The organism is Enterococcus sp. MSG3299 (assembly GCF_050555765.1).
GTDB lineage: Bacteria > Bacillota > Bacilli > Lactobacillales > Enterococcaceae > Enterococcus > Enterococcus faecalis.
The window spans coordinates 1,247,734-1,273,486 of sequence record NZ_CP187869.1 but is presented as its reverse complement, the minus strand read 5'-3'; the positions used below and the strand labels follow the sequence as shown (position 1 = coordinate 1,273,486).

Genomic DNA, 25,753 nt, shown 5'->3' with positions numbered 1-25,753 from the left:
GGCCCCCTTCATTTTTCGGTTCACGCTTGAAATAACTGATAAATCACTGGGACTTATCAAAATAAAATGAACAAAACGCTTAGTTCTATTCATTTATTGCTTAAGTAAATGTTCGTTGAGCTTTAAGCTGTCGAGCCAATTGGATAATCTCCATTGTTAATTCGGCTTCAAGCTGTTGGTTGCCCACTCGTTTTGCTTCTTGCTGTTGAATCTTTTTCTGCTCAATTGCCTCTGCAATACTTGATAAGGCAATTACATGTAATAAATCGGCAACTTCTCGCTCAGAGCTTTCTTCTGATAAATTCTGATACGCAATTTCAATTGCTAATTGTTTGGTTTGATTATCTTGCAAGAAATTAATAAAATCGGCAATGTCGAAACTTTGATGCAGTGTCGCATAACTTTCTAGCAAGAAATACAATTCTTGGTATTCATCATGAGCGAATGAAAAATCTGGCAATTGTTGAACGGTTTGCCGTACTCCTTGTTCATTCATTAAACGAAATAATAAAGAACGTTCTGCTTTTTGAACTTGGGTTAACGGTAACTTGTTCTGGACGTGATTCTCTTCAAAAACAGGTTCTTCCATTGGTGGTGGCATCATTTCATCTTGATAAAATTGTTGCCTTTCTTGCCGTTGGACTGAACGTTGCTCTTGCTTCAATTGATTGAATTGTTCTTCTAAACTATGAACAGAAAGTTGAAATTCCTGAGCAATTTGGTTTAAATAACGATCACGTTCCAAGGGAGATTGAACATTGGTTAACTCCCGTAACAATTCGTTCACATAATCCAATTGTTCTTTTTCGTTATTCATGTTTCTAGTTAACCGATGATAGTTCATTTTAAAACTAAAAACTGTTTCTCGGCCATGATTGGCTAAATTTTGAAAAGCTTCTGCGCCATATTTCCGCACATATTCATCAGGATCCAGCTTTTCAGGGATGCTGACAATACTCAAGTCAAAATGACTGTTTTCTTGCAATAATTGAATCGCACGGTTTGTGGCTTGAACACCGGCATTATCGCCATCGTAACAAATAACTACTTCCTTAGCGACCCGTTCCAAATGCCGAATTTGTTCATTGGTCAAACTAGTCCCCATTGAAGCCACCCCACTTTTTACGCCTGATTGCCAAGCAGCGATAACATCCATGAATCCTTCAAAAAGCAAGACTGTATTTTCTTTACGAATTTCTTTTCTGGCTTTATCAAAGTTAAACAGCGTTTCTCGCTTATTAAAAAGTGTTGTTTCAGGACTATTCAAGTATTTAGGCATCTCATCCCCTGGAAAATCAGCTGTTTTTAACAAGCGACCAGAAAAGGCGATGACATTGCCTTGGGGATCATTAATTGGAAACATGATTCGTTGATAGAAACGATCCAAAAACGTACCGTTATCTCTTTGGACAAACAGCCCAGAAGGATCAAAAAGCGTTTCATCCAGTTGTTCATTTTTAAAAACTTGACTTAAGAAATCACGTTTTTGCGGCGCGAATCCAATTTGAAAGGTCTCAATTAGTTCTTGTGTTAACCCCCGCTCTAATAAATAGTTTAATGCGGGTTCGCCAATTTTAGTATTCACTAAAATATGATGGTAAAGTTCTGCGGCTTTACTATGCAGTTGTAACAAACTCCGTCTTTGTTGGTTTTCTGGGGTATCCGCTACTTCACGCGGCTCTGACCAATCAAAGTCCACAGATAAATGTTCCAAATCTGCAACACGTTTCACGGATTCTGGAAAACTAATGCCTTCAATTTCTTGCAAGAAATTAAAAACAGTTCCACCTTTCCCGCAGCCAAAACAGTGAAAAATTTGTTTGTCTTCTGCTACTGAAAATGAAGGGGAACGTTCTTCGTGAAACGGACATAAACCCATATAATTTTTACCGGATTTTTTTAACTGGACATACTGCCCAATAATATCTACTATATTCGTTCGGTGACGAACTTCCTCAATGACTTCCTGAGGAATGCGTTGTGCCATTGTCCTCACCTCCTAAGAATAGCATTGTGCTAACTCATGTGATTGACCGTTTAAAAAACGCACTGTCATTTCAGTGCGAATTCCAATGGACACATTTACACATGATTTATTGTATCACATAATCGCTGTTTTTCAAGTATCTTGTTTCACCTCAACAAAAAAAGAAAGTATCTAGGACAAAAGTCATCCTGACTCCTGCCCCAGACACTAACTCTTAAAATAATCAGTGAAACATCAAGCTTGCTCCGACTTCCTTCAAGATTTAAAGAAGAACTGCATTTCTAGAGACGAATACTTTTAGCTCAACCTCTGTTTTTTTATAAATCTTTAATTGTTTTTCCAGCACGTTTCATTTGTACGAAACCAATTGCTACACGCACCACAATATTAATGGCCATCATAATAAAGAAGAGACCCATTGTTTGCGAAGTTAAGAAACCAATTTCTAAAATGTTGTGGAATAACATAGCTGCTACATAAATACCAATAATGGTACTGAAAACCAAGAAAATGCGTAATGGATTTAAAGGCAGACATGCTCGAACAACAGCCATACAGCTAATTCCAACTAATAAATAATACATTAACGTCGTGGTGTCTAAAGAAGAAAATCCTTGATTTTGTCCAATCAGATAAACAGCAATGATATTCGCTACAACTAAAAGCGCATTAACAGACGCATTTTTCAAAGCCGTTGGTAAAAACTTCCCGACAACTTTTCGTTTGTCCCCTTCGAAAGATAAGAAGAAAGCAGGATACCCTTCAATTGCTAAATCAATCAAGGTCACTTGAATCGGAATGAACGGGAACGCAATGGCCGTTAAGGCACAAATGATTGAGAGAATAAACGAATAAATCGTTTTAATGAAGAAAACGCTGGAAACTCGGGTTACATTATTTACCACACGCCGTCCTTCAAACAAGACATCTGGTAACGTTGTAAAATCAGAATCTAGCAAAACTAGATTAGAAATTTGCCGAGTAGCGCCATCTCCTTCTGCCATGGCGATACTACAATCCGCTTCTCGTAACGCTAAAACATCGTTAACGCCATCGCCGGTCATCGCCACCACATGCTCTGTGTCTTTCAACTCACGTACAATGGTTCGTTTTTGCTGAGGCGATACACGTCCGAACACTGTGTATTGCTGAACTGCTTCACGCACTTCTGCTTCTGTCGTTTTGGTCGACAAATCAATATAAGACTCATAACTGGGTAGCCCAGCACGACGAGCAATATTTGAAACAGTCACCGGATTATCACCAGAAATTACTTTTAAGTCGATTCCTTCTTCTTTTAGATAAGCCAGTGTTTCTTTGGCATTTTGGCGAATTGGATCATCAATTTCTAGAATTGCTAATGGCTCTAAATAAGGCATTTTGGTTTCGTTTAACGGTTGTTGTTCCGCAATGGCTAACATCAAGACGCGATACCCATTCTCTTGTGCTGTAAAAACAGCTTCTGGCAACCGACTATCGTCTACCAAACGCTCAGGAGCCCCTAAATAAACTGTCCCAATTTCTGGAAATTCAATAGCCCCCCATTTTCGTTCAGAAGAAAAAGCCAAGACTTCTTTTGCGCCAAATCGATTGGATACTTCATAATGATCACGAATTGCTTGCATTGTAATATTATTATCCGTACTTTCAGATAGGTAGCTTCCGATAATCTGTGGGAAGAGTTCTTCATATTTGTCATGCAAGATAATCGCCTTTTGCACTTTCATTTTACCTTCTGTAATCGTTCCAGTTTTATCTAAACACAAAGTGTCCACATGGGCCAATGTTTCAATTGAGTACATATCTTGTACTAGAATACGTTTTTTGGCTAACTTAATGACACCTGTTGTCAGCGCAATACTAATTAATAGTACTAATCCTTTTGGTAACATCCCTAACAAAGCAGCTGCAGAAGCAACAACAGATGTTTTAATGCCAGCATCTCTTAACCAAAAAGCTTCAACAAATAAAATAATCCCTAGAGGAATAATCACCCAACTTGTAAATTTAGAGACTTTACGAATCGAATTGACTAACTCTGATTGAATTGGTTTATGCACTTTGGCTTCTTGGGTGATTTTCACAGCATAGTTTTCGGCACCAACGTGGATAACACGGGCATAGGCTTGTCCGCTAACAATGAAACTTCCAGAAAGCAAGGTATCGCCGATTTCCTTTTCAATTAAATCTGATTCACCTGTTAACAACGCTTCATTCGCTTCGACTTTACCGTCAATAACTTCCATATCAGAAGGAACTTGTTCCCCTGCAGAGATAATAACAATATCTTCCATAACTAGTTCTTTTGTATCAATTTCTTGTTGTACGCCATTTCGAACAACATGAACATTTTCTTTTGCCACAATAGATAATTTTTGAACTAAATTACGGGCATGAATTTCTTGGAAAATCCCGATTGACATGTTCACAATAATAATCGCTAAGAAAGCCAGATTGGAATACGCTCCGACAAATAGTAAACAAACAGCGATTGCAAAGTTTAAAAAGTTGAATAACGTCATGACGTTATCAAAAATAATATCTTTTGTAGATTTTGCTACATTTTCCTCATAATTATTTTGAAGGCCTAACTCTTTCTGCTTGGCAACTTCTTCTGTACTTAACCCTTTTTTCAGGTCGACTTTATTCAACATCCAGCTCTTTCCCTACCTTTTCAATTAATCAGTTACATCCCTTCTAGTTTACTTGCATTTTCATGAAACTGCAAGAAAAGCCTAAAAAATTCCTGTAAGTTGAAAGAATTCTTTAGACTTTTCTCGTTTTAATTTAACTTTTCAATAAACCAACGATTCATTTTGACAATTTCCGCATAGAACATATTGCCACCATTTTGATAAAGGTAACCACCATTGTAAACTAACGCTTGCCAACGATAATAACGATATTTCGTATTTTGGTCATTTCCTAGCAACGGTGAAAGGACTTCTCTTGAATATTCTTCTGCTAACTCTGTCGTGTGTTTCCCGCCGCGTTCTTTAACAAACTGAATATAATCCAGTCCATAATTATATGCTTGTACGCCTGTCCACTCATCACAGCCAGCTTCTTTTGCTTTCGCTAACGCTTCCGCGAGAAATTTGACGCCATGTGCGATACTTTCCTCTGGTGTTTCAATCACTTCTTGTTGTCCATAAACACTTTCACTGCTCTGCATAATATCGCCAGATTTCCCTTTAGATTCTGTATAGATAATCGCTAAAGCTAATGTTTTGTATTCAGGTATTTTATTTTTTTTGACTTCTGCTTCTACTTGTTTTTCAAAGGTCATTACCGTTTCAACATTTTGATGTATTTTATAGCCAAGATAGCCAAGACCAGCAACTAAACCAACAAACAAAAGTAGCATGATTTTATAAATTATTTTTCTTACTCTACGCATCGAATCATCCAAACTTTTTCTTTTAAGATACGTTCTATGTTACTTGAAATAACTGAAAAAAGCGAAGTTTTTGTTACTTCTTTAGTTTTATTTAATAAAAGTAACTTTTTTGTGAACAAACCGTAACTTCGCAAGATTGAACGTTTTCATCTAGAATAGAATAACAAGTAATTTTGTTCTATTGGCGCTTATTTATTGCATCAAAAAAGCCCAGATAAGAATGAACAAAATTCTTTTCTAGGCTTGATTTTATACAACTTATCTATTCTTTTAACAAACAGTCAATTGTTTTATGGAATTTTTTTCCCTGTCATTTCTTCATAGTCTCTACTCATCATTTTCCAAGCTTTTTCAATATCTTCATCTAATCCAAATAATCCGCTTCTACCAACAATATAAATATCAGGTCCTGCAGCATCAATTCGCTTAAATGAATTTCTATTCGATGAGCCATCCATTTCAATTACATAACGATAACTTTTTTCTTCACGTAAATTACGAAGAGCAACAATTTTATCAAGTGTTCCTTCAATAAATCGTTGGCCAGCAAAGCCTGGATCAACGGTCATGATTGTGATTTTATCCAACAATTCAATATATGGAAAGATTGATTCAATAGGCGTTTCGGGATTAAGGACGATCCCTGCTTTAAGATTAGCATTGTGAATTTGGTCAATTAGGCGAAATGCTAGACCATCTAAAACCTCTGCATGCATACAAATCCATTCACATTTGATATCTACTAGTTGTTGTACCCAAAAGCTTGGATTCGTAACCATTAGATGAGCAGATACTGGGAGCTTCGAAATTTTTCTTAACTCCTCAATAAACCACGGAGATAGCGTGATATTTGGCACATAGTGACCATCCATAATGTCTATGTGATACGAAGCAACATGATCATTCAAAAAGGTGATTTGTTGTTTAAACTTGTCCAAATCCATCGTCATTAGTGACGGAGAAAATTCAACTTTGTTCATTCTAATTTTCAACTCTTTCTATCTGATTATTTGTTTGATGTTTTTGAAAATTTTTCTAACTCGTTATATTCAGACGTTGACACATCTCTGACAGGCAATATAAATTGCATTAATTTTGTTGCGCTTTTTCATTTTGTTTAGAAAATCTGAATATCTTCCAAGTTTATCTCCTCTTCTTCTTTTTCTACTAACGCTTCCATATCTTTCTCAGTTACATCTTTCTTAATAATAGCTAAAACTAAACCAGTAACCACAGCGTTTACAACAATTGCAATAATGCCAGCCAGCGGTTTACTCATTGTTGGAATCATTAAAACACCGCCAAATGGAACTGTCGCATCTGCCCCTAAGATCATTGTTGTTGCGCCACCCACGAAGCCACCAATCGCTGTAGCAATGACTCCTCGGACAATATCATTCATAACTAAAGGAATAACACCTTCAACAATGTTAATCACTCCCATTGGTACGGCAGACTTTAACGTTTCAACTTCTAGTTTTGTATAAATATTTTTTCTAAATAATTTAGCAAAGAAGAAAGCTAATCCAAAGCCTATTGGCGTTGCTGTATTTACTAATTGCAATGCTGTAATTGGTCCATTAAGTCCTTCCGCTTGCATTGTCAAAACAAAGGCAAAAACAGTTTTGTTAATGGGTCCGCCATAGTCTATACCACTTAATAAACCAATTACACCACCAAAAATTAATAATGACGAGTTACCTAAGCTATCTAAAAAGTTCGTTAATAATGAAGTAAATGCCGTTATTGGGGTCCCGATAATATATACCATGATTAATCCACCAGTAATTGAGGTTAAAAATGGAATAATTAATGTTGGCATTAACCCTTTCGCCCAATTGGGTAATTTCACATATTTCAAAATAGCTAATACAAGATATCCTGCCAAGTAACCACCTAAGATACCACCAATAAAGCCGGCACCAACTGCATTCGCAGTTAAACCAATAATAAAGCCTGGAGCAATTCCAGGTTTACCGGCGATTGAAAAAGAAATGCCAGTAGATATAACAACCGGAAGTAAGCCTAAGCCAGCGCCACCCATAGTAGCTAAAGCATCCCAAAGCGAAAATTCACCTGGTACCAAGGTTCCTTGACTTGAGCCACCAAACCCCATACCAATTGCAATTAAAAAGCCAGCACCACAGACAATTGGAATTAAATATGAGATTGCTGTTAATAAATGACCTTTAAGATTTAACTCTTTTAGTTTTTTCATTTTTATCCTCCTAAACATTGTTCTTTTATTTTATTTTCTATTTAAAAAAATTGCTGTTATGAATTCTTCTGTAGAAAATATCCACAATATGCTGTCTCAGTAATTTCATTAAGAGAATGCCTTCACTACATCCTCTGGCGATTTTGATTGAAGGAGTTCTTTCACTACTTCATCATTTCCGAGTTTTCTGGCAAACAATGATAATAGTTTAAGATGGCTAGTTGTTTCTTTATGATCATTGCCCACAGCAAAAAGAATGATTCCTTTTACGCCATTATCATCTAAAGATTCCCAAGGAATTTCTGTACTATTAATACCAATGGCCACGCCTATTTTTTTTACATACGCACTTTTGCCATGTGGAATGGCTAGATAGTTTCCGATGCCTGTTTGGCCTTCCGCCTCTCTAACATAGATATCTTTTATAAAGCCTTTTTCATCTGAAATATTGCCATTTTCAAGCAAAAGATTGGCTAATTCTTTTAACGCTTCCTCTTTTGTATTTACATTCATATTCGTTTTAACGGTTTTTAAGTCAATGATATCCTTTACTTCCATTACAATTCCTCCTAGAAGGTTACTTTTCTTGTGTCATAACTTCTTCTGCTTTTTCAATTAGTTTAGTGGGTGATTTTACAGCAACTTCTGTAGGTACTTGAATGATTCGTTTCCCATCAAAACGCTCTCTTCCAGAAATTTTTACATCAATGGCTAATATAACAATGTCCGCTTCCTTAATTTGTTCATCCGTTAGTTTGTTTTCAATCCCAATGGTCCCTTGTGTTTCTATATGGATCTCAACTCCTGCTTTTTTTGCAGCGTTCTCCAATTTTTCTTGTGCGATATATGTGTGAGCAATTCCTACTGTGCAGGCTGCTACGCCGACTATCTTCATTATTTTTCCTCCTCAAATTTTTCTATATTTTTATAAAAATCTGTTTCTGTTTTTAAACGCAACAACTTTTCTAAGAAGTCTTCATTTGCTAATTTTCTAGTAAATCGACTGATTTCTTTTTTTACTTTTAACCGTTCATTTTCTTTTAGTAAGATGACAATAATTAATTTCACTTGCTTAATGTCTGCCGTCCATTCTTGGATTTCTGTTTTTAAGCTAATCAGATATATTTCACTTTTTTTCAAGAGTGCATTCTCTAAATGTGGCAAGACAACTTGCTCTGCAATCTGATTACTTCCCATCTTCTCACGATTTACCAAAGATTCCTCAATCTGCTTTTTTTCTTCGAGCGTTAACAAAGGTGCTGCTGTTTCTGCAATGAATTGATATACTTGCTGTTTTGAAAGAAGTTCTTGGTTTAGGAAAACTTGGTATAAAGGATTAACGTTCATGATAGATTTCCTCAACTTTTCTTTGTAATCGATACTGATCATCCATTGTAAACATGGCACTTACCAACAATGATTTAATAGGGACCTTTTCCTGTAAATGAATCGTTGTAAGGATCAATTCAATATCAGAATAATCTTTTAATGATTTCCTTATATTTCGTGTGGCAATAATTTCAACAATTTGTAATTCAGGAAATTTCTTTTCAACTTTTACTCTCAATAGTTCTGAAGTTCCAATTCCAGTGGTACACATAATCAAAGTACGAATAGGTAACTGATTGGTTTCAATCATTCGCGCAAAATACAATGTAATAAACCCATTCTCGTCTTCGTTTATAGCCGGTAGTTGATAGTTTTTACTTACTTGCTTAGAAACTTGCGCAATTTTTCTGAAAATTGTTTCATACGTCATTTTTATTTGATCCAATAAACTATTCTTAACATGTATGCCGTTTTCAAGACGATTTATCATTGGTTTTATATGACTAGCCAATTCAAGAAGTAGCTGATCATTATCAGTTAAAATTTTTAGTTGTGCACTCATTTCCTCTAAATAAAATTGAGTAATTTGCATTACTTTGAAAGAAAAATTAGTTACTTTACTAAATGAACCTTGCATCCTAGAAGAAACCAAATATTGATATAAGTAATAAATTTCAACGTTAGGCAGTCTCTTATTTAAATAAGTTTCAATCTGTTGAATCGTTGTTTGCGCGACCTTTTTGAGTACTAAGTCCTTTGTTAATTCTTGTTCTTCTTCGTTAGATAATTGGTATTTTTCAGAAATAGCTACTTTTCGTGAACGACTAATTAAGATATAAAGATGCGAAAAGATGTTTACGTTATATGGATGTGGAATAGTAATATCCAGTTTCTTTTCAATGTTCCTGACTTGATCTAACGTAAAAAGGACATCATAATTATTAAAATTTAATGCTTTGTTGTTTCGAAGATCCTCAATATCGATAATGTTCAACAGTTGTATTCTATCGGAAATGGCTTTCCTGATAGCTCTTTCCTCACCGATAATTGCCAACGTTCGATTTTTCCGTTTGAGTGTTAAATCATATTTCTTTAAATCTTCGGATAATTGTTGTTCATCGCTAAATATCACAGAGTCGCCAACATAATATCTTGCAAATAATTCATAAACATTTTTAGCTTGTGGAGAAGCTAACAACAATTCCTCCAGAATTCGATTGCGTCTTTCCCTTGGCGAAAAATCACTTTCTTTTTCGACTAAATGTCGATTCTGTTCCATAAATCGTTCATAGTCTAGCTTGTATCCTCGTCCTTTCTCAGATAATATGAGTGAACCTTCTGAAAATTCATCGTTAATTTTTTTTATCAAACGATAAACTGTCTTAGGAGAAGTACTTAGGCAGTTTGCCAATTCTTCTGCAGTCATATAATCTTGTTTTTTTGAGAGAAGTAACAACAATTTTTGTCCACGTTCTTTTTTCGAACTCATAGCAACCCCTCCTTGATATATTTATTATAATCCATATAAAAGAAAACGCTTCCTTGTTTTCTGTCCGTTACATTGGCCATTTTTGTGAGTGGTTAAAGTGTTCAATTATGCGAAACTTTCTAAGGCTATTTATAAATAAAAACCTGTAGAGCAAGCGATTTTTATTACTGGCTCTACAGACACTAACACTTTCAAAGAATACAAAAAAAGGGCTGCCTTGCGGCTAGCCCTTTTTTACTTTTATTTTACGGTAACATTTCCGATTACATCATTTATTGAAGTCGTTTGACCTGCTTTTTGTAAATCGTATTGAGCAACGATATCTTGATTTGTGAAAACAACAATTAAATCTGACTTTTTGCCAGCTTGTTCTAATGCGGCTAAATCAATAGTTGCAATTTTATCGCCTTGTTTTACAACTTGGCCTTCTTCAACATGTAATGTAAATGGTCCACCTTGTAACTCAACAGTATCTAGACCCATGTGTAATAATACTTCAATGCCTGAATCTGTTTGGATACCTAACGCATGTTTTGTTGGGAAAATGCTAGTAATTTTCCCAGCAACGGGTGTTGAAACTTCGCCGTCTGTTGGTACGACAGCAAAACCGTCACCCATCATTTTTGCTGAGAAAACATCATCTGGTACTTCAGAAATAGGAATAACTTTCCCATTCGCTACAGAATATAATTCAGTTTCTTTTGTTGAAACCGGTGCTTTTTCTTCAACAACTGGTTGAGAAACAGGTGTTTCTTTGACTGGTGTTGCTGGCGCTTGGTGGTTATATAATCGTTGCATTTCGTCAGCAACAAATTGTACTTCCGTACCAACGATCACTTGGATATTGGTGTCATCAATGACTTTCACACCAGGAACCCCAGTTGCTTTAATTTTTGCTTGATCCACTTTGCCTGTATCTTTCACTGTTAAGCGTAAACGAGTTGTACAGTTATCAATAGAAGTTACATTAGCATCAGCGCCTAAACCATCATAAATACGACGAGCTAGAGAAGCAAATTTGTTGTCGCCTTCCGCAACATCTGGCGTTTCTTCGCCATCGCCTTCTTCACGTCCTGGTGTCATTAAGTTAAACTTAGTGATTGCAAAACGGAAACCGAAGTAGTAAATTGCTGCAAAGACAAGTCCTTGAACCACCAACATCATTGGATGATTCGCGACTGGGTTTTTCAAACTTAAGAAGAAGTCTACAAAACCTGCACTAAAGGCAAAGCCAGCTGTCCAATGCATAAACGCAGCGAATGCTAAAGAAATACCTGTAAAGACTGCATGTAAAACATATAAAGGCCAAGCAACGAACATAAATGAGAATTCTAAAGGTTCAGTTACGCCTGTAAAGAAAGCCGCAAAACCAGCAGCTAACATTAATGAAGCTGTAACTTTTTTCTTCTCAGGACGTGCACATTGATAAATTGCAAACGCGCCTGCTGGTAAACCAAACATCATTACTGGGAAGAAACCAGCTTGATACATCCCTGTTTGTCCTACAATTGCTTTACCAGTATCTAACGCTTGTTGACCAGCTAAAAAGTTCCCAATATCATTGATACCAGCAACATCAAACCAGAAAACAGAATTCAAAGCATGGTGTAAGCCTGTTGGAATTAATAGTCGGTTAAAGAAACCATACAAGCCAGCTCCTACGAAACCTAAGCTAGAGATTCCTTTACCAAAAGCAACTAATCCGTTATAAACAACTGGCCAGAAGAAGAATAAGACAGCTGAGATTGCTAACATCGAAATAGCTGACATAATAGGAACTAAACGTTTTCCACTAAAGAATGATAAAGCCATTGGCAATTTCACACCAGAGAAACGATTATACATTGCCGCGGCAACTAAACCAGCGACAATCCCGACAAAGACATTGTTGTCCATGCTGTTGAAGGCTGGGTTTACTTCAGCAATATCCTTGAAGCCTTTAATGGCTTGGATAGAAGCAGGCGCTAAAACAGTTTTTGGCACTAAATAAGCGACTAAACCAGCTAATGCTGCCGATCCATCTTTATCTTTTGACATTCCTAACGCTAAACCAACCGCAAATAATAATGCTAAATTGTTTAAGATAGCCAAACCACCATTCATTAGAAAAGTTGTGGCTGGACTAGCGCCGATTGTTCCCACGATCCAGTTAGCAATACCGACTAATAAAGAAGCCGCCGGTAATACAGCAACTGGTAACATTAACGAACGTCCCATTCTTTGCATATACGCTTTCATTATACGTAACTCCTCACATAAACTATTTAATTTTTATTATTTGGTCATTCTTAATCGTTCAATGTGAATCGATAAATAACCAAGTTCTTCATTTGGTACTTGATAATGAAAATTTCTCATTAATAAGACTTGTACTTTTTTTGAGATTTCATAGCTTTCAGCATACTTTTTCTTTACGACTTCCAAAATTTCTTCATCTAAAACAGCATATTGATTTTGTTGGAAACGATGAATAAACAAACGTAAATGATTCACCAAACGTGAATAACTGAGACTATTTTTATCATCATGAATATCAATAGCCAATTCCTGCTCGATTAAATGAATAATTTCAGAAACGATTGTAACTTCACGGATACTTTTACTATTATCAGTACGCCCGCTGCGAGCACTATGGATATGAATTGCAATATATCCCGCTTCATCATAACTAAATGGAATCTCTAAGGTTTGTGTTAAATATTCTACAGCCCATTGAGCAATAGCAAATTCTTCACTATATAAAATCTCAATTTCACTTAAAAGCTTGTTCCGAACAATAATATTATTTTGAATATTTTCAGCTGCAAAAGCAATGTGATCACTCAACCCAATATTAATATGTTCATTCAACTTTTCACCCAATACCGTTTCAGCATGTTGGATAATTTCTTCACTCGCTAAAAAGTATTTGTCTTCAATTTGTGATAGCAGTACTTGAAGTTTTTTCAGTCCTTCTGGCTCCATCACAAACATCCGCTCCACCAATTGTCGAGATAAGACATCATTTTTAGTCTTATTAAACCCGACGCCTTTACCGACAGCTACTTTCTCCTGTCCTTCGTCAAGAACAAGTACAGCATTTTGATTTAGCACCTTTTTAATTTTCATAAATGACCCTCTTCTGCAGAAGTAATTCTAACATTTTCAGTGAAAACAACAAAAAAAGCATAGAACAATCCCGTTAAACATGTTGCGTAACCATTGTACACCACATTGTATTACGAAATTCTTCCATGCCTAGTATTATCTAGTCACATGAAAACGCTATTCATTTGTTAACAGTGCTTATTCTAACGAGTATCATTATTTTTGTCAACCTTTTTCAATTATTTTTTTATTAATTGTTGACTATTAACAAAAAAGAAGCTCTTATCGGGAAAAAAGCACCTTCAGCTAAAGGTACTTTTGTTCACTAATTTATTCTTTATAGGCATACTTATATGTGCTCGTTGCACCGAAGTTATGATACTGAATACCTTTGACACCTGGTCGTACAAGCTGACTACGGGCCTCTTGGTATAAAGGAATTAAAGCGGCATCTTCTTCCACCAATACTTTTTCAGCTTTAATTAATGTTTGCCAACGAGTTTCAGGATCATTTGCGTATTTAGTTGTTGACTCTTCAATTAGTTGATCAAACGTTGGGCTAGAATAGTTCATACGGTTACCACTAACTGAGCTTTCTAAGAAAGTCATTGGATCCTGATAATCGGGTCCCCACATGCCAACAGACAATTCATAATCCCCTTTTCTCATTAATTCAATCGCATTATTTAAAGGAACTGTTTTGACATTAATAGTGAGACCTGGCAACGTTTCTTGTAACTGGCCTTGGATAAATTCAGCAACTTTTCGGTCACTATCACCATCTCTTGAAAGAAGTTCAATGGCTACATCTCCGTTTAGCTCTGCTTTTGCTTTATCTAAATACTCTTTGGCTTTTTTGGCGTCTGTTTTGACAAGGGCGCCTGCTTCTTGACGAAAATCTTCATTCGTTTCTGGGTTATATACAAATTTTTCTGGAATGTACCCATAAATTTCTTTTGAACCATCTGCTAAAATATTATCGACTAAACTTTTTTTATCCAAAGCATAAGCTAAAGCTTTGCGGACATTCTCATTTGCAAAAATGGATGGTTTTTCGTTTCTTTTTTGGTTTAAACGTAAGGAATAGACTTTTGACCGTTCGATTGCTTCATAGTCTGGGTTGTCTCGATTTTGTTTAGCAAAATCTCCTGTTAAGACAGCCACATCTAATTCACCTGATTCGTACAAATTATAAACGGTATTGGTTTCTTTAAGAACTTCAAAATGAATCGTTTCTGATTTTACTTTTTCTTTATCGTAATAGTCGGGATTACGCACAAAATCCCACGACATCGCTGACTGATCCCAATTTTTCATTAAAAACGGACCATTAGATACAATCATTTCACTAGAAGTGCCATAGGCTTGTCCTTTTTCTTTCACGAATGCTTCGTTTTGTGGGAAAAATGGAGAAAATGCCAATAACGACGTAAAATACGGTACAGGCTTTTCCAAAGTAACCTCCAAAGTATAATCATCAAGCGCTTTGACACCCAATTCCTCTGGTGCTTTTTCCTCTTTTGTAATAGCTGTTCCGTTCAGAATCGTTCCTTCTAACAAGAAAAAGTAATTGGCTTGGTTTTTGGGATTCGCTAATTTACGCCAAGCAAAAACAAAATCATTGGCTGTTACAGCATCACCATTGGACCACTTGCCATCTTCTCTTAGTTTAATGGTATATCGTTTGCCATCTTCAGAAATTTCTGGCATCTCTTTAGCAGCAGCAGGTATTAGTTGATCTTTTTCATCCAATTGATATAACCCTTCAAAGACATTGGACTGTGCGTTAATACTGGCTTCATCTTGTGTGAAAATAGAATCCATTGAACCGATTTCCGAGTTCTCCATTAAATTTAAAACTTTTTTCGAGACACTGGTTTTCTCAGTTGCTTTCTCGTCTCTTTTTGTTTCTGCTGTTGTGCCACAACCTACCAAGACCGTACTAACAAATAACATAATCCCCATCATTTTTAACTTTTTCATACTATTCCCCCTATGTGTCAATCAAACGGCAACTCTTCCATGGAAAGCCGTTCTTGCGAAACTATCAAGCATGCGTAGGGCAAGCCCTCATTTTCGTACTCAAATTCTCCCCGCTGGTTGTCAATTGGGTCTGCACGCAATTGCATTTTCGCCGGCTGAAAGTCTGCCTGGATCTCACTATTTGCGACCATTCTAAAAACATCTAAATTGCCGAAATAATGATTCCACCGCTGTCTATCCCCGTCTCGGTAAGCACCTCCGCCAAAAGATAAATCCGCAAAGAGCCAGCCGTACGGTTCTATATAAAATTGTGCCCAATCATGACAGCCTGTATAATGTGTAGAAACATATAATCCCGATTGCCATTTGGCTGGTATCCCTGCAATCCGACAAAGCGTGATAAACAAAATCGCTTGCACGCCGCAGTCACCTTTTAAATTAGTTGCGGCATACTCTGAAATATTGGAAATTGTAAAATATTCACGCATGAAAGAATAATGAATCTTTGTCGTCACAAAGTCATAAATCAAGCGTGCCTTTTTTAAGGGATTACTTTCATCGCCCACAATCTCATCTGCTAAATTTCTTAAATAAGGCGTGAATCGAATATGCGGTAAATGTTCCTCTAAATCAAAGCTTGGTTGCATTTTGTCTACGTTATTTTCTTCTAACTGTTGGTAAACCATCCGATTAACATAACAATATTCAACTGTAAACGTTTGATTTTCTTTTAAGATTGTTTCAAAACACAGTGTTCGTTGAGGCGCATCTTCTGCCGCAATATAGGTTGCTTCAGGTGACGTAGCTAGGATTTCAATTTCTGATTGTTGTTGACACGCTTTGGGCAGCGGCAAATGGACACGAACACGCTCACCTGGACGCTCAAATTCTTTTTTCACCTGAATGGTGGCTTTAATTGTTGTTCTCACTTTTCTACCACCGTTTTTTTGCATTTGTTCGATGTTCTCTTTTAGTTCTTTTTTGCGGAGAATTTCTAACTGATTGCTTTCTGCTTCCCGCAAACGTGCAACATATGCCGCATTTGTTTTAATTAAATTGGCCAAAAATCGAAGTTGGAAATACGGTTCACCGTCAATATAAACCCAGTCCACTAATCCCGTTTCTTTTAAACGAATTAATTCCTCTGTTTGATAATCCTGAAAAGTGTCTCTCATCATTTGATCAGCTTTTGCAAAGCTATGAGGATACTCATTCATACGCATCATTTTAATGACATCTTTTTCAATTATCAAACGTTCTTTTAATGCCTGCGGAAGTTCTTTTGTCAACCAAAAATCAATGGCAATATCCGCACTTGCAAAATCGCCAAATTCTTTCACCCTTTGAATTTCCTCAGGCAAAGGAACACTAAGATACTTTAAATCATACTTCATTTGCTTTACTCCTTTTTTAATGAGAAATGCCTAATCCAGCTGCTTCTCCTAATTCCAATAATGGTTTTGCTTCTAAGGATACGCCCCCAGTTACGGGCGCAGTTTCTAAACCGAATGTCGCATCTAAATCTGCTCGTGTGATATTCTTTTGAGCAGCAGCTAAATGGGCAGCAGCCGTGATGCCAATGGTTGTTTCTTCCGCCATGCAACCAATCATGCATTCGATGCCTGCTGTTTCACAAATCTGATTAATTTTCAGCGCTTCATGAATGCCGCCACACTTCATTAATTTTATATTGATAACATCGACTGTGCCTTTTTTAACTAATTCCAACGCATCTTGAGCATCAAAACAGCTTTCATCAGCCATAATTGTCGTATTAACTTGTGAAGTAACGTATTTTAGACCTTCTAAATCGCGTCTTTTAACTGGCTGTTCCACTAATTCAATTTGATAATCTGCTAATTCTTGAATCGCTTTAACTGCATCTTTGGGCGTCCAAGCCTGATTCGCATCTAAGCGGAGCTTGATATCAAAGCCAACTGCTTCACGAATCGCTTTTACTCTTGCGATATCAGCTTCAATTCCTGTTCCGACTTTAATTTTTAATGTATCAAAACCTAGTTTGACTTTTTCGACGGCTTTTTGTGCCATCACATTTGGTTCATCAATACCTAGTGTAATATCCGTTATTACTTGGTTATCATAGCCGCCTAACAATTGATAAAGAGGCAGTTGAGCTTTCTGACCCATCAAATCATAACAAGCAATATCGATTGCTGCTTTTGCCGCTGGAGCGAAAGCAGATATTTTATCCATCACTTCATGAATTTTCTCAATATTAAAGGGGTTTAAGCCAATGATTGCTTGGCCAAATAATTCGATCGTTTCAATCGTGCCAGCCAACGTTTCACCGGTAATAAAAATGCCTGGCCCTCCTTCTCCATATCCAACTAATCCCTCTTCTGTTTCAATTTCCACAATTGCACTATCCGCTGATTCTATCGTCCCCAAAGCGATCGTAAATGTTTCTTTCAGTTTAATTTTCGATGCCCTAACATGTACCTGCTTAATTTTCATAAAATCCTCCCTTTGATATTTCCAATTGACTGAAAATTCAGTTTTTTAAAAATATCCAAAAATTAAATTTAGATTGTTATCGACCATTCTAAACTCATTGTTTTCTAATGTAAATAAAATAATGAGATTCAGATTAAAATAAAATGAATTTCGAATTTTATGAGCTTTTTTAATAAATCAGTAAATTCCATGACATGTGAGATACTTCTCATTTACAAACATTCTTAAAAAAGGTATGATAGTAAAGAGGCAACTTGCAAAGGAGTAGAAGACGAATGAGTGAACAACCTCAACAACGTTCAACCGAAGAAGTTGAAGCAATTAAAGAAGATATTTTAACTGCATTAGAAACAGTGATTGACCCTGAATTAGGCATCGATATTGTTAATTTAGGACTAATTTATGAAGTTGAATTTGCAGAAGAAACTGGTGATACTGTCATCAAAATGACCTTAACCACAATGGGTTGTCCGTTAGCAGATGTTTTAACAGAACAAATCCATGGTGTTTTAAAAGATATTCCTGAAGTGAATAATATCGAAGTAAAATTAGTCTGGTACCCTGCTTGGACAACGGATAAAATGAGCCGTTACGCACGAATTGCTTTGGGTATTCGCTAGTTATTTCGAGACTAATGATAAAAAACATATGAAAGAACTGATTGGTCCGTTCTTTCATATGTTTTTTTGTTTGTTTAATTTACTTATTTGATAAAAATTACCTAATGCCATCAATACTTGGTTTTTTCCAAATTTTTGCTACTGGATGGAAGTCTAATAAAAACTGCAGCTGCGTTCCACCGAAGCCTGACGCTCCAGCAAACATGATATGAAAAGTGAGCCCTCTATCCATAATCAGATACCCTGTATCCAGCACGCCATTTCTTTCATAAAACTGATAACGTTTTTCTCTTTGGGCTTCATTCGCTGCATTTTTGCCAATTTCTTCACTCTCCAAAAGAACCCCCTTAGGATAACGTGTCTTCAATAACGCTAACACGGTTGAACCTAATCGTTTGTTTCGGTGGTGCTGATCAATTGCAAAGAAAAAGACATAGGTTGCTTCAGGTGCAATTTGACTATTTAACAAAATCCCCACGTTCTCATCCGCCTCTTGAATAACAAACAAATGAAATTTTCCTGCTTGAGAAGACGTCAATAATTGATCAAACGGCAGTCTCTCTTCTTCTGGAAAAGCTTCTATGTAGGTTGCTTCCCAATAGGCTTGATTTCCTTGATTTAATAATGTGAATTGCATAAAAGCTCCTTTCTAAAATGATTGCTTCGTACTAATAACTTTTGTTACTTACATAAGACCTAAAAGTTATTTAAACATGCGACTGGTTATCCCTATACGCAATTATTTTTTGATACTAATCTAGTAGTTTAATCGTTCTCTGTTCCTGAGTCAATAAAAGAGCACACGATTCGAGACTTTCAACGTTTAGCGAAAAGGCGATTCTTATTTCATTACAACCGATTCACTATTCGCTGCCCTCTTTTTTCTATTCGTTGATTTACTTGAACTAAATATTCATTTATCTCCTCTATATTCTGAGGTAAGATAAACGAGTCTTTTTTCAAATGATTTTTCCATAGCGCTACTGGTTGATACTGTTCATTTAAAAATGGTTGCATCTCATACGTATGAACATAGCTTTCCCATGAATGAAATGAAGCTAAAAATATCGAAAGTTGTTCTAAAGAATAATCCCAATAATCTTTAAACGATAAACTTCTTCCACTGTTAAATCCTAGTGGAACTACTGTAATGTTTCCAATTGAATGGGTAAGTTCGGCAAAACGCTTTAATTGTGGGTCCTGATGGACTCGATCAAAGTTAGTAAAATTGTCGAGAAGGAATTCATTCCATGTATATTTTTTTGGTACAGGATTTGGTAAATAGTCAGGAAAAACTTGGTCAAAATAAGTTAAATATCGGTCCGAAATCACAGCCGATGTCCCGGAATCATGAGGCGGATACTTGCTATTTACTGCAAGCAAATTCTGTTCAGAAGGTTTTCCTAAATAGCTTTCTTGATTTTCCCCAATTACTTCCGCTGGTCTAAAGAAATTGGGATAAACAAGTTGTAACATAATTTTATACGTTGTCCAAAATGAGTTCATAATATCTTTGTGCGCGGTCGCCTTCCCAGTTAACTTTAAAAAAACATCCTCCACAACCTCGTACTTTTCAATATGGACATTCGATGTTCTAGCTTTTAAAATATTTTTAACTGGCTGCTGTTGGTCATACTCTTGACCCAAAAGCAACTTCTTTAAATCATCTTTCGCTGAAATTGTCTTAACTGTAATCTCCGCCACTTTGAATAACTCCCATCCTACGATTTTCTCTATATTCTTTTATATTATTATACTAAAAAAACGCTCCCTCCTGCCCTTTTTTAATCAACAAATCAGCAATTAGAAAACACCAGCGAAACAGAAGTGCAACACTAGCATGCGAAAAAATGCGATCGCAACTTATTTTTTAGACACTCTGTGTGTTTCGTATAGTCGAGGCTGGTTGCGTGTATTTTTTTCAAGAAAATTGAGAACAGCTATGGTATAGTCAAAACTACGATTATTTCAAACACGGAGCGACAGTTTATGGAAATGTACCAAGTAATTAGATATTTTTTAAATGAAATGGAGAAAAAGATTTGGCATGCCTTGTTAACATTAGTACTTTTTTGTCTTTATATTTCCATTTTTGATGTTCCTTTTACAATTAAAAATACATTCATCGGCAGACTACTTTTCCCGAAAGCTTTTATGAATGCAGGAAGTGCGAATCTGATTTTTTATTTGATTAGTTTTTTTGGTTTTTTATGGTCAATTTTCATTTTTGCTTATCTATTGAATAAGACACGCCTCAAATTATTAAATAAAACCTTTCCTTATCTTTTGGAAATATTAGAAGTCTGTATTTTGCCTTTAGTGATTCTTTTTGCTTACATTTATATTTATTTGCGGGTCCATGGCGAAGGTTTCAGCTATATACGAGAATCTCTTTTACAGCAAGAGTTAACTTATTCAATGAAATGGTTCCTTTGCCTTGGTAGTTTGGCGCCGTTATTTTTCTTTTTAAGCACTTTAAATTTAGCTAAACGAGTCAGACAAAAAAAAGACATGGGATCCTGAAAATCCATGTCTTTTTTAGTCGGATGTTGCTTTTACCGCAGGACAGTTTTCTTCCAAAAATTCAAAAATACTACTGTAATAATTTTCAGGTTCGTAGACACTTGAAGATAAATGTGGTGCTTTAGCAACAATGAGACCTTTTTTTATCCCCTGAGTTGCCGCTAAATTTTCTTCAAACATTGTCATTGGAACAAAGCGATCACCTGTACCGTGAATAAAAAATGTCGGCAACGTATTTTTGTGTAATTGTCTCACGGAAGAAGCGGTTTTCAATTGAAAGCCATAGTTATTTAATGCTAATTGATTAGCAATTGTTAAAATAGGAAAAGCGGGTAAATGAAAAGATTCATGTAGGACGTATTTAAATTCATCATAAACAGAAGTGTAGCCACAATCCACTATTAATCCGCGGACATTCGTTGGTAACTTTTCACCACTTGCCATCATGACAGTAGCCGCTCCCATGGAACCGCCCACTAAAATAATTTCTGCTTCCATATCAATGGCAAGAACTTCACTAATCCAACTTAATAAATCTAACCGATCCAGCCATCCCATCCCAATTTTATTCCCTGAACTTTTCCCGTGCGCACGCAAATCGGGAACTAAAACATTGTAGCCTTCTTCTGCAAAACGTAATGCAGTATATGCCATATCGCGTTTTCCGTTTGAACGATAACCATGCACACAAATCGCCCAACGATGGTTATCTGGATAAGGAATAAAGCACCGTGCATACAATATTTCATCTTTAATTTTCAACCAACGATCTTCAGCAAAAGACTCTGTCCAAAAAGCTTCGCCTTCTTGTTTTTGTTGTTCTTCTATTTTTGTATATCTTGTTTCTCGTTCTTGAAAATTATCAGGATTTAATAACCGATGCCCTTTTTTATGATACCAAGGGTTGTCTTTAAGCAACGCGATTTTCAAAAAATAATTGGCAATGTAAACAGAAAAAACAACGCCAATCATTGCAAAAATGATCAGTAACCCGAGGAGCCATTTCATCTGCAAATCACACCCTCTTCTAAAGTATTTCCTTCTTCATTTAATATACTATGGATTTTTCATTTCTGAAAGAAATCACCCTTACATTTTGTTATTTTTTGAAAAAAAGCAGCCGTCTCAAAAAGAGGCGGCTACTTTTAATCTATCAACAATCCAACGTTGTCATATCTTCATATGTCTCACGGCGAGCAACTAATTTTGCTTGTCCATCTTCGACAAAAACCACCGCTGGTCGAGGATTTCGGTTGTAATTACTTGCCATTGAATAACCGTAAGCCCCCGTACTACTAATGGCCAATAAATCCCCTGCTTTAACTTCTGGCAATAAAATATCTCGAAGTAAGACATCTCCTGATTCGCAATATTTACCAACCACTGTGACTTTCTTGACTGAATCATGCCCATCACGATTCGCTAGAAATCCATCATAAACCGCTTGATACAAAGCAGGCCGTATATTATCACCCATGCCACCATCTACGGAAACAAAATGACGAACACCAGGAACCTCTTTTTGCGCGCCAACTGTATATATCGTTGTGCCCGCTTCGGCAATTAAACTGCGGCCTGGTTCAATCCAAAGCTCAGGCAGTGGATACCCTAATTGTTCACAATGACCTTTCAAGGAATAAACAATTTTTTCAACAAATGTTGCTGGTGCTAATGGCTCATCTTGCTGCGTGTACTGCACACCAAAACCACCACCCATATTTAAAACACGTGCTGTAAATTGATGGACTTGCCGCCAGTCTTCTAAAATAGTGAACATTTTTTCAACAGCAGCTAAAAAGCCTTCCACAGCAAAAATTTGCGAGCCAATATGGCAATGGACCCCTTGCACATCAAAAGAGGGATTTGATAAAAGGCGAACGAGCGCTTCTGTTGCCTGGCCACTTGCAACATCAAAACCAAATTTTGAATCTTCTTGGCCTGTCAAAATGTAATCATGTGTTTCTGCATCCACACCAGGACTCACCCGAAAAAGAACTTTTTGTGTTTGGTTTCGTGTAGTTAATAATTCTTCCAACAAGTCAATTTCGTAAAAATTATCAATGACAATTGTACCTATTTTGTTATCCAAAGCATAACGTAATTCTTCAGGGGTTTTATTATTTCCATGGAACTCAATTTCCGCTGGCTCCATGCCCCCTTTTAAAGCTGTGAATAGTTCTCCACCAGAGACAACATCACAAGCAATATCTTCTTCCTTTAACACTTGATAAATAGCTAAACAACTAAATGCTTTACTTGCATAAACCACTTTATTTTTGATACCTAATTGATTTAACGTTTGTTTAAAACCACGTGCTTGTGCGCGAATATGAGCGACATCATAGACAAATAACGGCGTCCCGAATTTTTGCGCCAACTTTACGGTGTCACAACCACCGATTTCTAAATGATTTTCCCGATTCATTTTTGCTGTACCAAATAACATGTTTTCCCGCCCCTTCATTTTGTTTTATTAAAAATCATAGCATAAAACCCAGTAGCTTCCTATAATTTTCCACATTTTTCTCTGACTTTCTCCTGTTGCTTTTTTTCGCCAAATAGCCTACAATAATTGGCATACGAATAAAAAACCTTTATTATCAAGACTTTAATCTTTTAAATAAAAATTGGTATATACGAAAAAGAAAGAAGGCAGATGACTTGGCTACACTGAACCGCGATCAACAAATTGAAGAAATTATTAATTTGGAAGCAATTTTGAATTTACCGAAAGGAACAGAACATTTTGTCAGTGATTTACATGGTGAATTTGAAGCTTTTGACCATATTTTAAGAAATGGTTCTGGGCGAATCCGAGAAAAAGTTCAATTTTTATTTAAACAAGAATTAAATGCCCATCAGATGGACGAGCTTTGTTTTATTATCTACTATCCAGAAGAAAAATTAACACTTTTAGAAAATGAAAGCGCCCTCTCTTATGAATGGTGGCTATTAACGATTCGCCGTCTGGTTGAAATCGTCCGTTCTTCTTCGATGAAGTACACACGTTCTAAAGTTCGCAAAGCCCTTCCTGAAACCTATGGGTATATTCTCGAAGAATTGATTTATCAATATGATGAAACAACAACCAAAAACGGTTACTATCAACAAATTATTGAAAAAATTATTTTACTAGGTGAAGCCAAACGTTTCGTGACAGAATTAGCTTATCTAATCCAACGTCTGATTATCGATCACCTACATGTTATTGGGGATATCTATGACCGGGGGCCAGCACCAGATAAAATTATGGACCGATTAATGTCCTATCACTCCTTGGATATTCAACTAGGCAATCACGATATGATTTGGCTGGCTGCTTATAGTGGTTCACTGGCTTGTTTAGCCAATGTAGTACGTATTTGTGCTCGCTATGGAAATTTAGATTTGTTAGAAGAACGTTATGCTATCGATTTAACCGCCTTAAAAAAATTTAGTTTAGAAACGTATAAAGAAAATCCTGCTTTTGCACCCAAGAAAAATCCCTATCGTGCGTTAACTGAAGCTGAAAAACAAATAGCGATGCGTGTGCAACAAGCCATTGCCATTATTCAAGAAAAACTAGAAGGCCAAATTATTGGTCGACGCCCTGATTTTAACTTGGCACATCGGCTACGCTTAGATAAGATTCAAGGGGAAACTATTACTTTTGACGAATGTCGTTATACATTAATTAACAGCTGTTTCCAAACCGTTTCTGAAGAGCAGCCTTACCAATTAACACGTGAGGAAAAACAGATAATTGATGATTTATTAACGCAATTTCAGTCTTCACCGCGGTTAACAAAACACATGCGCTTTCTAATGGAAAAAGCTTCTCTTTACCTTGTGTATAATCAAAATTTATTGATTCATGGCTGTCTGCCTCTGAATGCGGACGGTACTTTTCAAGCTTACACATTTAAAGGCCACTCCTATTCAGGAAAAGCTTTAGTTGACTTCTTTCAGAAAATGTTAGAAGAAGCATACGCTCAGCCTGCTAGTACAGATGACTATGCGACAGATTGTTTATGGTATCTTTGGTGTGGCGAAGGTTCCTCATTATTTGGCAAACGAGCTATGAAAACCTTTGAGCGTTATTTTCTCGCTGAAAAAGAAACACATCATGAAGAAAAGAATCCTTACTACTCTTTGCGTGATACGGTTGAAGTTTGTGAAAGAATCCTAGATGAATTTGAAGTGACTGGTGAAAATCGACATATCATTAATGGCCATACACCAGTTAAACGAACAAAAGGCGAATCGCCAATCAAAGCAAATGGCGCGCTTCTCGTAATTGACGGCGGCTTTTCAAAATCTTATCAGACAATTACTGGAATTGCTGGTTATACATTGTTGTACAACTCGTTTGGTTTACAACTGACCGCGCATAAATCTTTTTCTAGTAAAGAAACAGCCATTTTAAATAATCAAGACATTCATTCCATCAAACAAGTCATCGATCGTCCCTTACAGCGGCTATTGGTGAAAGATACCACTATCGGCAAAGAGCTATTAAAGCAATCGCAAGCACTCCAAAAACAAATGAAACAAAACCAGTAGTGCCGTTAAAAAGACGCTTGCGCTCTTATCCGAAAAATGATTAAATGGAGGAGTTGAGAAAAATATCTATTAGAGAAACGGAAAGGGTTTTACATTGAAG

General features: G+C 36.4%; 21 protein-coding genes. 3 read left to right on the top strand and 18 right to left on the bottom strand.

Annotated features, from left to right (window positions below):
• Positions 1–100: 100 nt before the first annotated feature.
• From dnaG to IGL23_RS06200, 14 genes are all read right to left on the bottom strand, one after another.
• On the bottom strand, positions 101–1,987 hold the full coding sequence (dnaG, locus tag IGL23_RS06265; protein ID WP_033595220.1) for a DNA primase: 1,887 nt from the start codon (positions 1,985–1,987) through the stop codon (positions 101–103).
• A 317-nt stretch (positions 1,988–2,304) separates the two neighbouring features.
• Positions 2,305–4,641 carry a cation-translocating P-type ATPase gene (locus IGL23_RS06260; RefSeq protein ID WP_002369424.1) on the bottom strand — a complete coding sequence of 779 codons (2,337 nt, stop codon included), beginning with the start codon at positions 4,639–4,641 and terminating at the stop codon, positions 2,305–2,307.
• A gap of 128 nt (positions 4,642–4,769) precedes the next feature.
• The gene (locus tag IGL23_RS06255; RefSeq protein ID WP_002357646.1) at positions 4,770–5,387 is read right to left on the bottom strand and encodes a lysozyme family protein; all 618 of its coding nucleotides are present in this window, start codon (positions 5,385–5,387) and stop codon (positions 4,770–4,772) included.
• 290 nt (positions 5,388–5,677) lie between these two features.
• Positions 5,678–6,367, bottom strand: coding sequence for a D-allulose 6-phosphate 3-epimerase (alsE, locus tag IGL23_RS06250; protein WP_002379434.1), 690 nt, complete (start codon positions 6,365–6,367; stop codon positions 5,678–5,680).
• 137 nt (positions 6,368–6,504) lie between these two features.
• Positions 6,505–7,605 carry a PTS fructose transporter subunit IIC gene (locus IGL23_RS06245; RefSeq protein ID WP_002371174.1) on the bottom strand — a complete coding sequence of 367 codons (1,101 nt, stop codon included), beginning with the start codon at positions 7,603–7,605 and terminating at the stop codon, positions 6,505–6,507.
• A gap of 108 nt (positions 7,606–7,713) precedes the next feature.
• Positions 7,714–8,163 (bottom strand): PTS sugar transporter subunit IIA, encoded by a 450-nt coding sequence (locus IGL23_RS06240; protein ID WP_010710400.1) that lies wholly within the window; start codon positions 8,161–8,163, stop codon positions 7,714–7,716.
• Between the two features lie 19 nt (positions 8,164–8,182).
• Complete coding sequence (locus IGL23_RS06235) at positions 8,183–8,500, bottom strand: PTS fructose transporter subunit IIB (protein WP_002408519.1); 318 nt, start codon at positions 8,498–8,500, stop codon at positions 8,183–8,185.
• Entirely contained in the window at positions 8,500–8,952 is a 453-nt protein-coding gene (locus tag IGL23_RS06230; protein WP_033595222.1) for a PTS sugar transporter subunit IIA, read from the bottom strand. Before IGL23_RS06230 ends, IGL23_RS06235 begins: the two co-directional genes overlap by 1 nt.
• The gene (locus IGL23_RS06225) at positions 8,942–10,423 is read right to left on the bottom strand and encodes a BglG family transcription antiterminator (RefSeq protein WP_033595224.1); all 1,482 of its coding nucleotides are present in this window, start codon (positions 10,421–10,423) and stop codon (positions 8,942–8,944) included. The genes IGL23_RS06230 and IGL23_RS06225 overlap by 11 nt, the downstream gene beginning before the upstream one ends.
• Positions 10,424–10,663: 240 nt before the next feature.
• Positions 10,664–12,661, bottom strand: coding sequence for an N-acetylglucosamine-specific PTS transporter subunit IIBC (gene nagE, locus IGL23_RS06220; protein WP_002369431.1), 1,998 nt, complete (start codon positions 12,659–12,661; stop codon positions 10,664–10,666).
• Positions 12,662–12,697: 36 nt separating this feature from the next.
• The gene (locus IGL23_RS06215; protein ID WP_002357655.1) at positions 12,698–13,531 is read right to left on the bottom strand and encodes a PRD domain-containing protein; all 834 of its coding nucleotides are present in this window, start codon (positions 13,529–13,531) and stop codon (positions 12,698–12,700) included.
• Positions 13,532–13,840: 309 nt separating this feature from the next.
• Positions 13,841–15,493, bottom strand: coding sequence for a peptide ABC transporter substrate-binding protein (locus IGL23_RS06210; RefSeq protein ID WP_033595226.1), 1,653 nt, complete (start codon positions 15,491–15,493; stop codon positions 13,841–13,843).
• Between the two features lie 17 nt (positions 15,494–15,510).
• Positions 15,511–16,887, bottom strand: coding sequence for a transglutaminase-like domain-containing protein (locus tag IGL23_RS06205; protein ID WP_010822801.1), 1,377 nt, complete (start codon positions 16,885–16,887; stop codon positions 15,511–15,513).
• Between the two features lie 16 nt (positions 16,888–16,903).
• Positions 16,904–17,968, bottom strand: coding sequence for a dipeptide epimerase (locus IGL23_RS06200; protein ID WP_002360381.1), 1,065 nt, complete (start codon positions 17,966–17,968; stop codon positions 16,904–16,906).
• 275 nt (positions 17,969–18,243) lie between these two features.
• On the opposite strand from IGL23_RS06200, the gene IGL23_RS06195 reads away from it, so the two are divergent.
• Positions 18,244–18,588 (top strand): metal-sulfur cluster assembly factor, encoded by a 345-nt coding sequence (locus tag IGL23_RS06195; protein ID WP_002357660.1) that lies wholly within the window; start codon positions 18,244–18,246, stop codon positions 18,586–18,588.
• 97 nt (positions 18,589–18,685) lie between these two features.
• Here the strand turns inward: IGL23_RS06195 and IGL23_RS06190 are convergent, their stop codons facing one another.
• The gene (locus IGL23_RS06190) at positions 18,686–19,225 is read right to left on the bottom strand and encodes a GNAT family N-acetyltransferase (protein WP_002369435.1); all 540 of its coding nucleotides are present in this window, start codon (positions 19,223–19,225) and stop codon (positions 18,686–18,688) included.
• Between the two features lie 212 nt (positions 19,226–19,437).
• Complete coding sequence (locus IGL23_RS06185; RefSeq protein WP_033595228.1) at positions 19,438–20,292, bottom strand: hypothetical protein; 855 nt, start codon at positions 20,290–20,292, stop codon at positions 19,438–19,440.
• A 285-nt stretch (positions 20,293–20,577) separates the two neighbouring features.
• On the opposite strand from IGL23_RS06185, the gene IGL23_RS06180 reads away from it, so the two are divergent.
• Positions 20,578–21,111, top strand: a complete 534-nt coding sequence (locus tag IGL23_RS06180; RefSeq protein ID WP_002379424.1) for a hypothetical protein — start codon at positions 20,578–20,580, stop codon at positions 21,109–21,111.
• A gap of 15 nt (positions 21,112–21,126) precedes the next feature.
• Here the strand turns inward: IGL23_RS06180 and IGL23_RS06175 are convergent, their stop codons facing one another.
• Positions 21,127–22,119, bottom strand: a complete 993-nt coding sequence (locus IGL23_RS06175) for an alpha/beta hydrolase (protein ID WP_033595279.1) — start codon at positions 22,117–22,119, stop codon at positions 21,127–21,129.
• A gap of 145 nt (positions 22,120–22,264) precedes the next feature.
• Positions 22,265–23,575 (bottom strand): diaminopimelate decarboxylase, encoded by a 1,311-nt coding sequence (gene lysA, locus IGL23_RS06170; RefSeq protein ID WP_002361781.1) that lies wholly within the window; start codon positions 23,573–23,575, stop codon positions 22,265–22,267.
• A gap of 197 nt (positions 23,576–23,772) precedes the next feature.
• Between lysA and IGL23_RS06165 the strand changes: the two genes are divergently transcribed.
• Positions 23,773–25,653: a fructose-bisphosphatase class III gene (locus IGL23_RS06165; protein ID WP_002357667.1), complete on the top strand. Its 1,881-nt coding sequence runs from the start codon at positions 23,773–23,775 to the stop codon at positions 25,651–25,653.
• Positions 25,654–25,753: the final 100 nt, after the last annotated feature.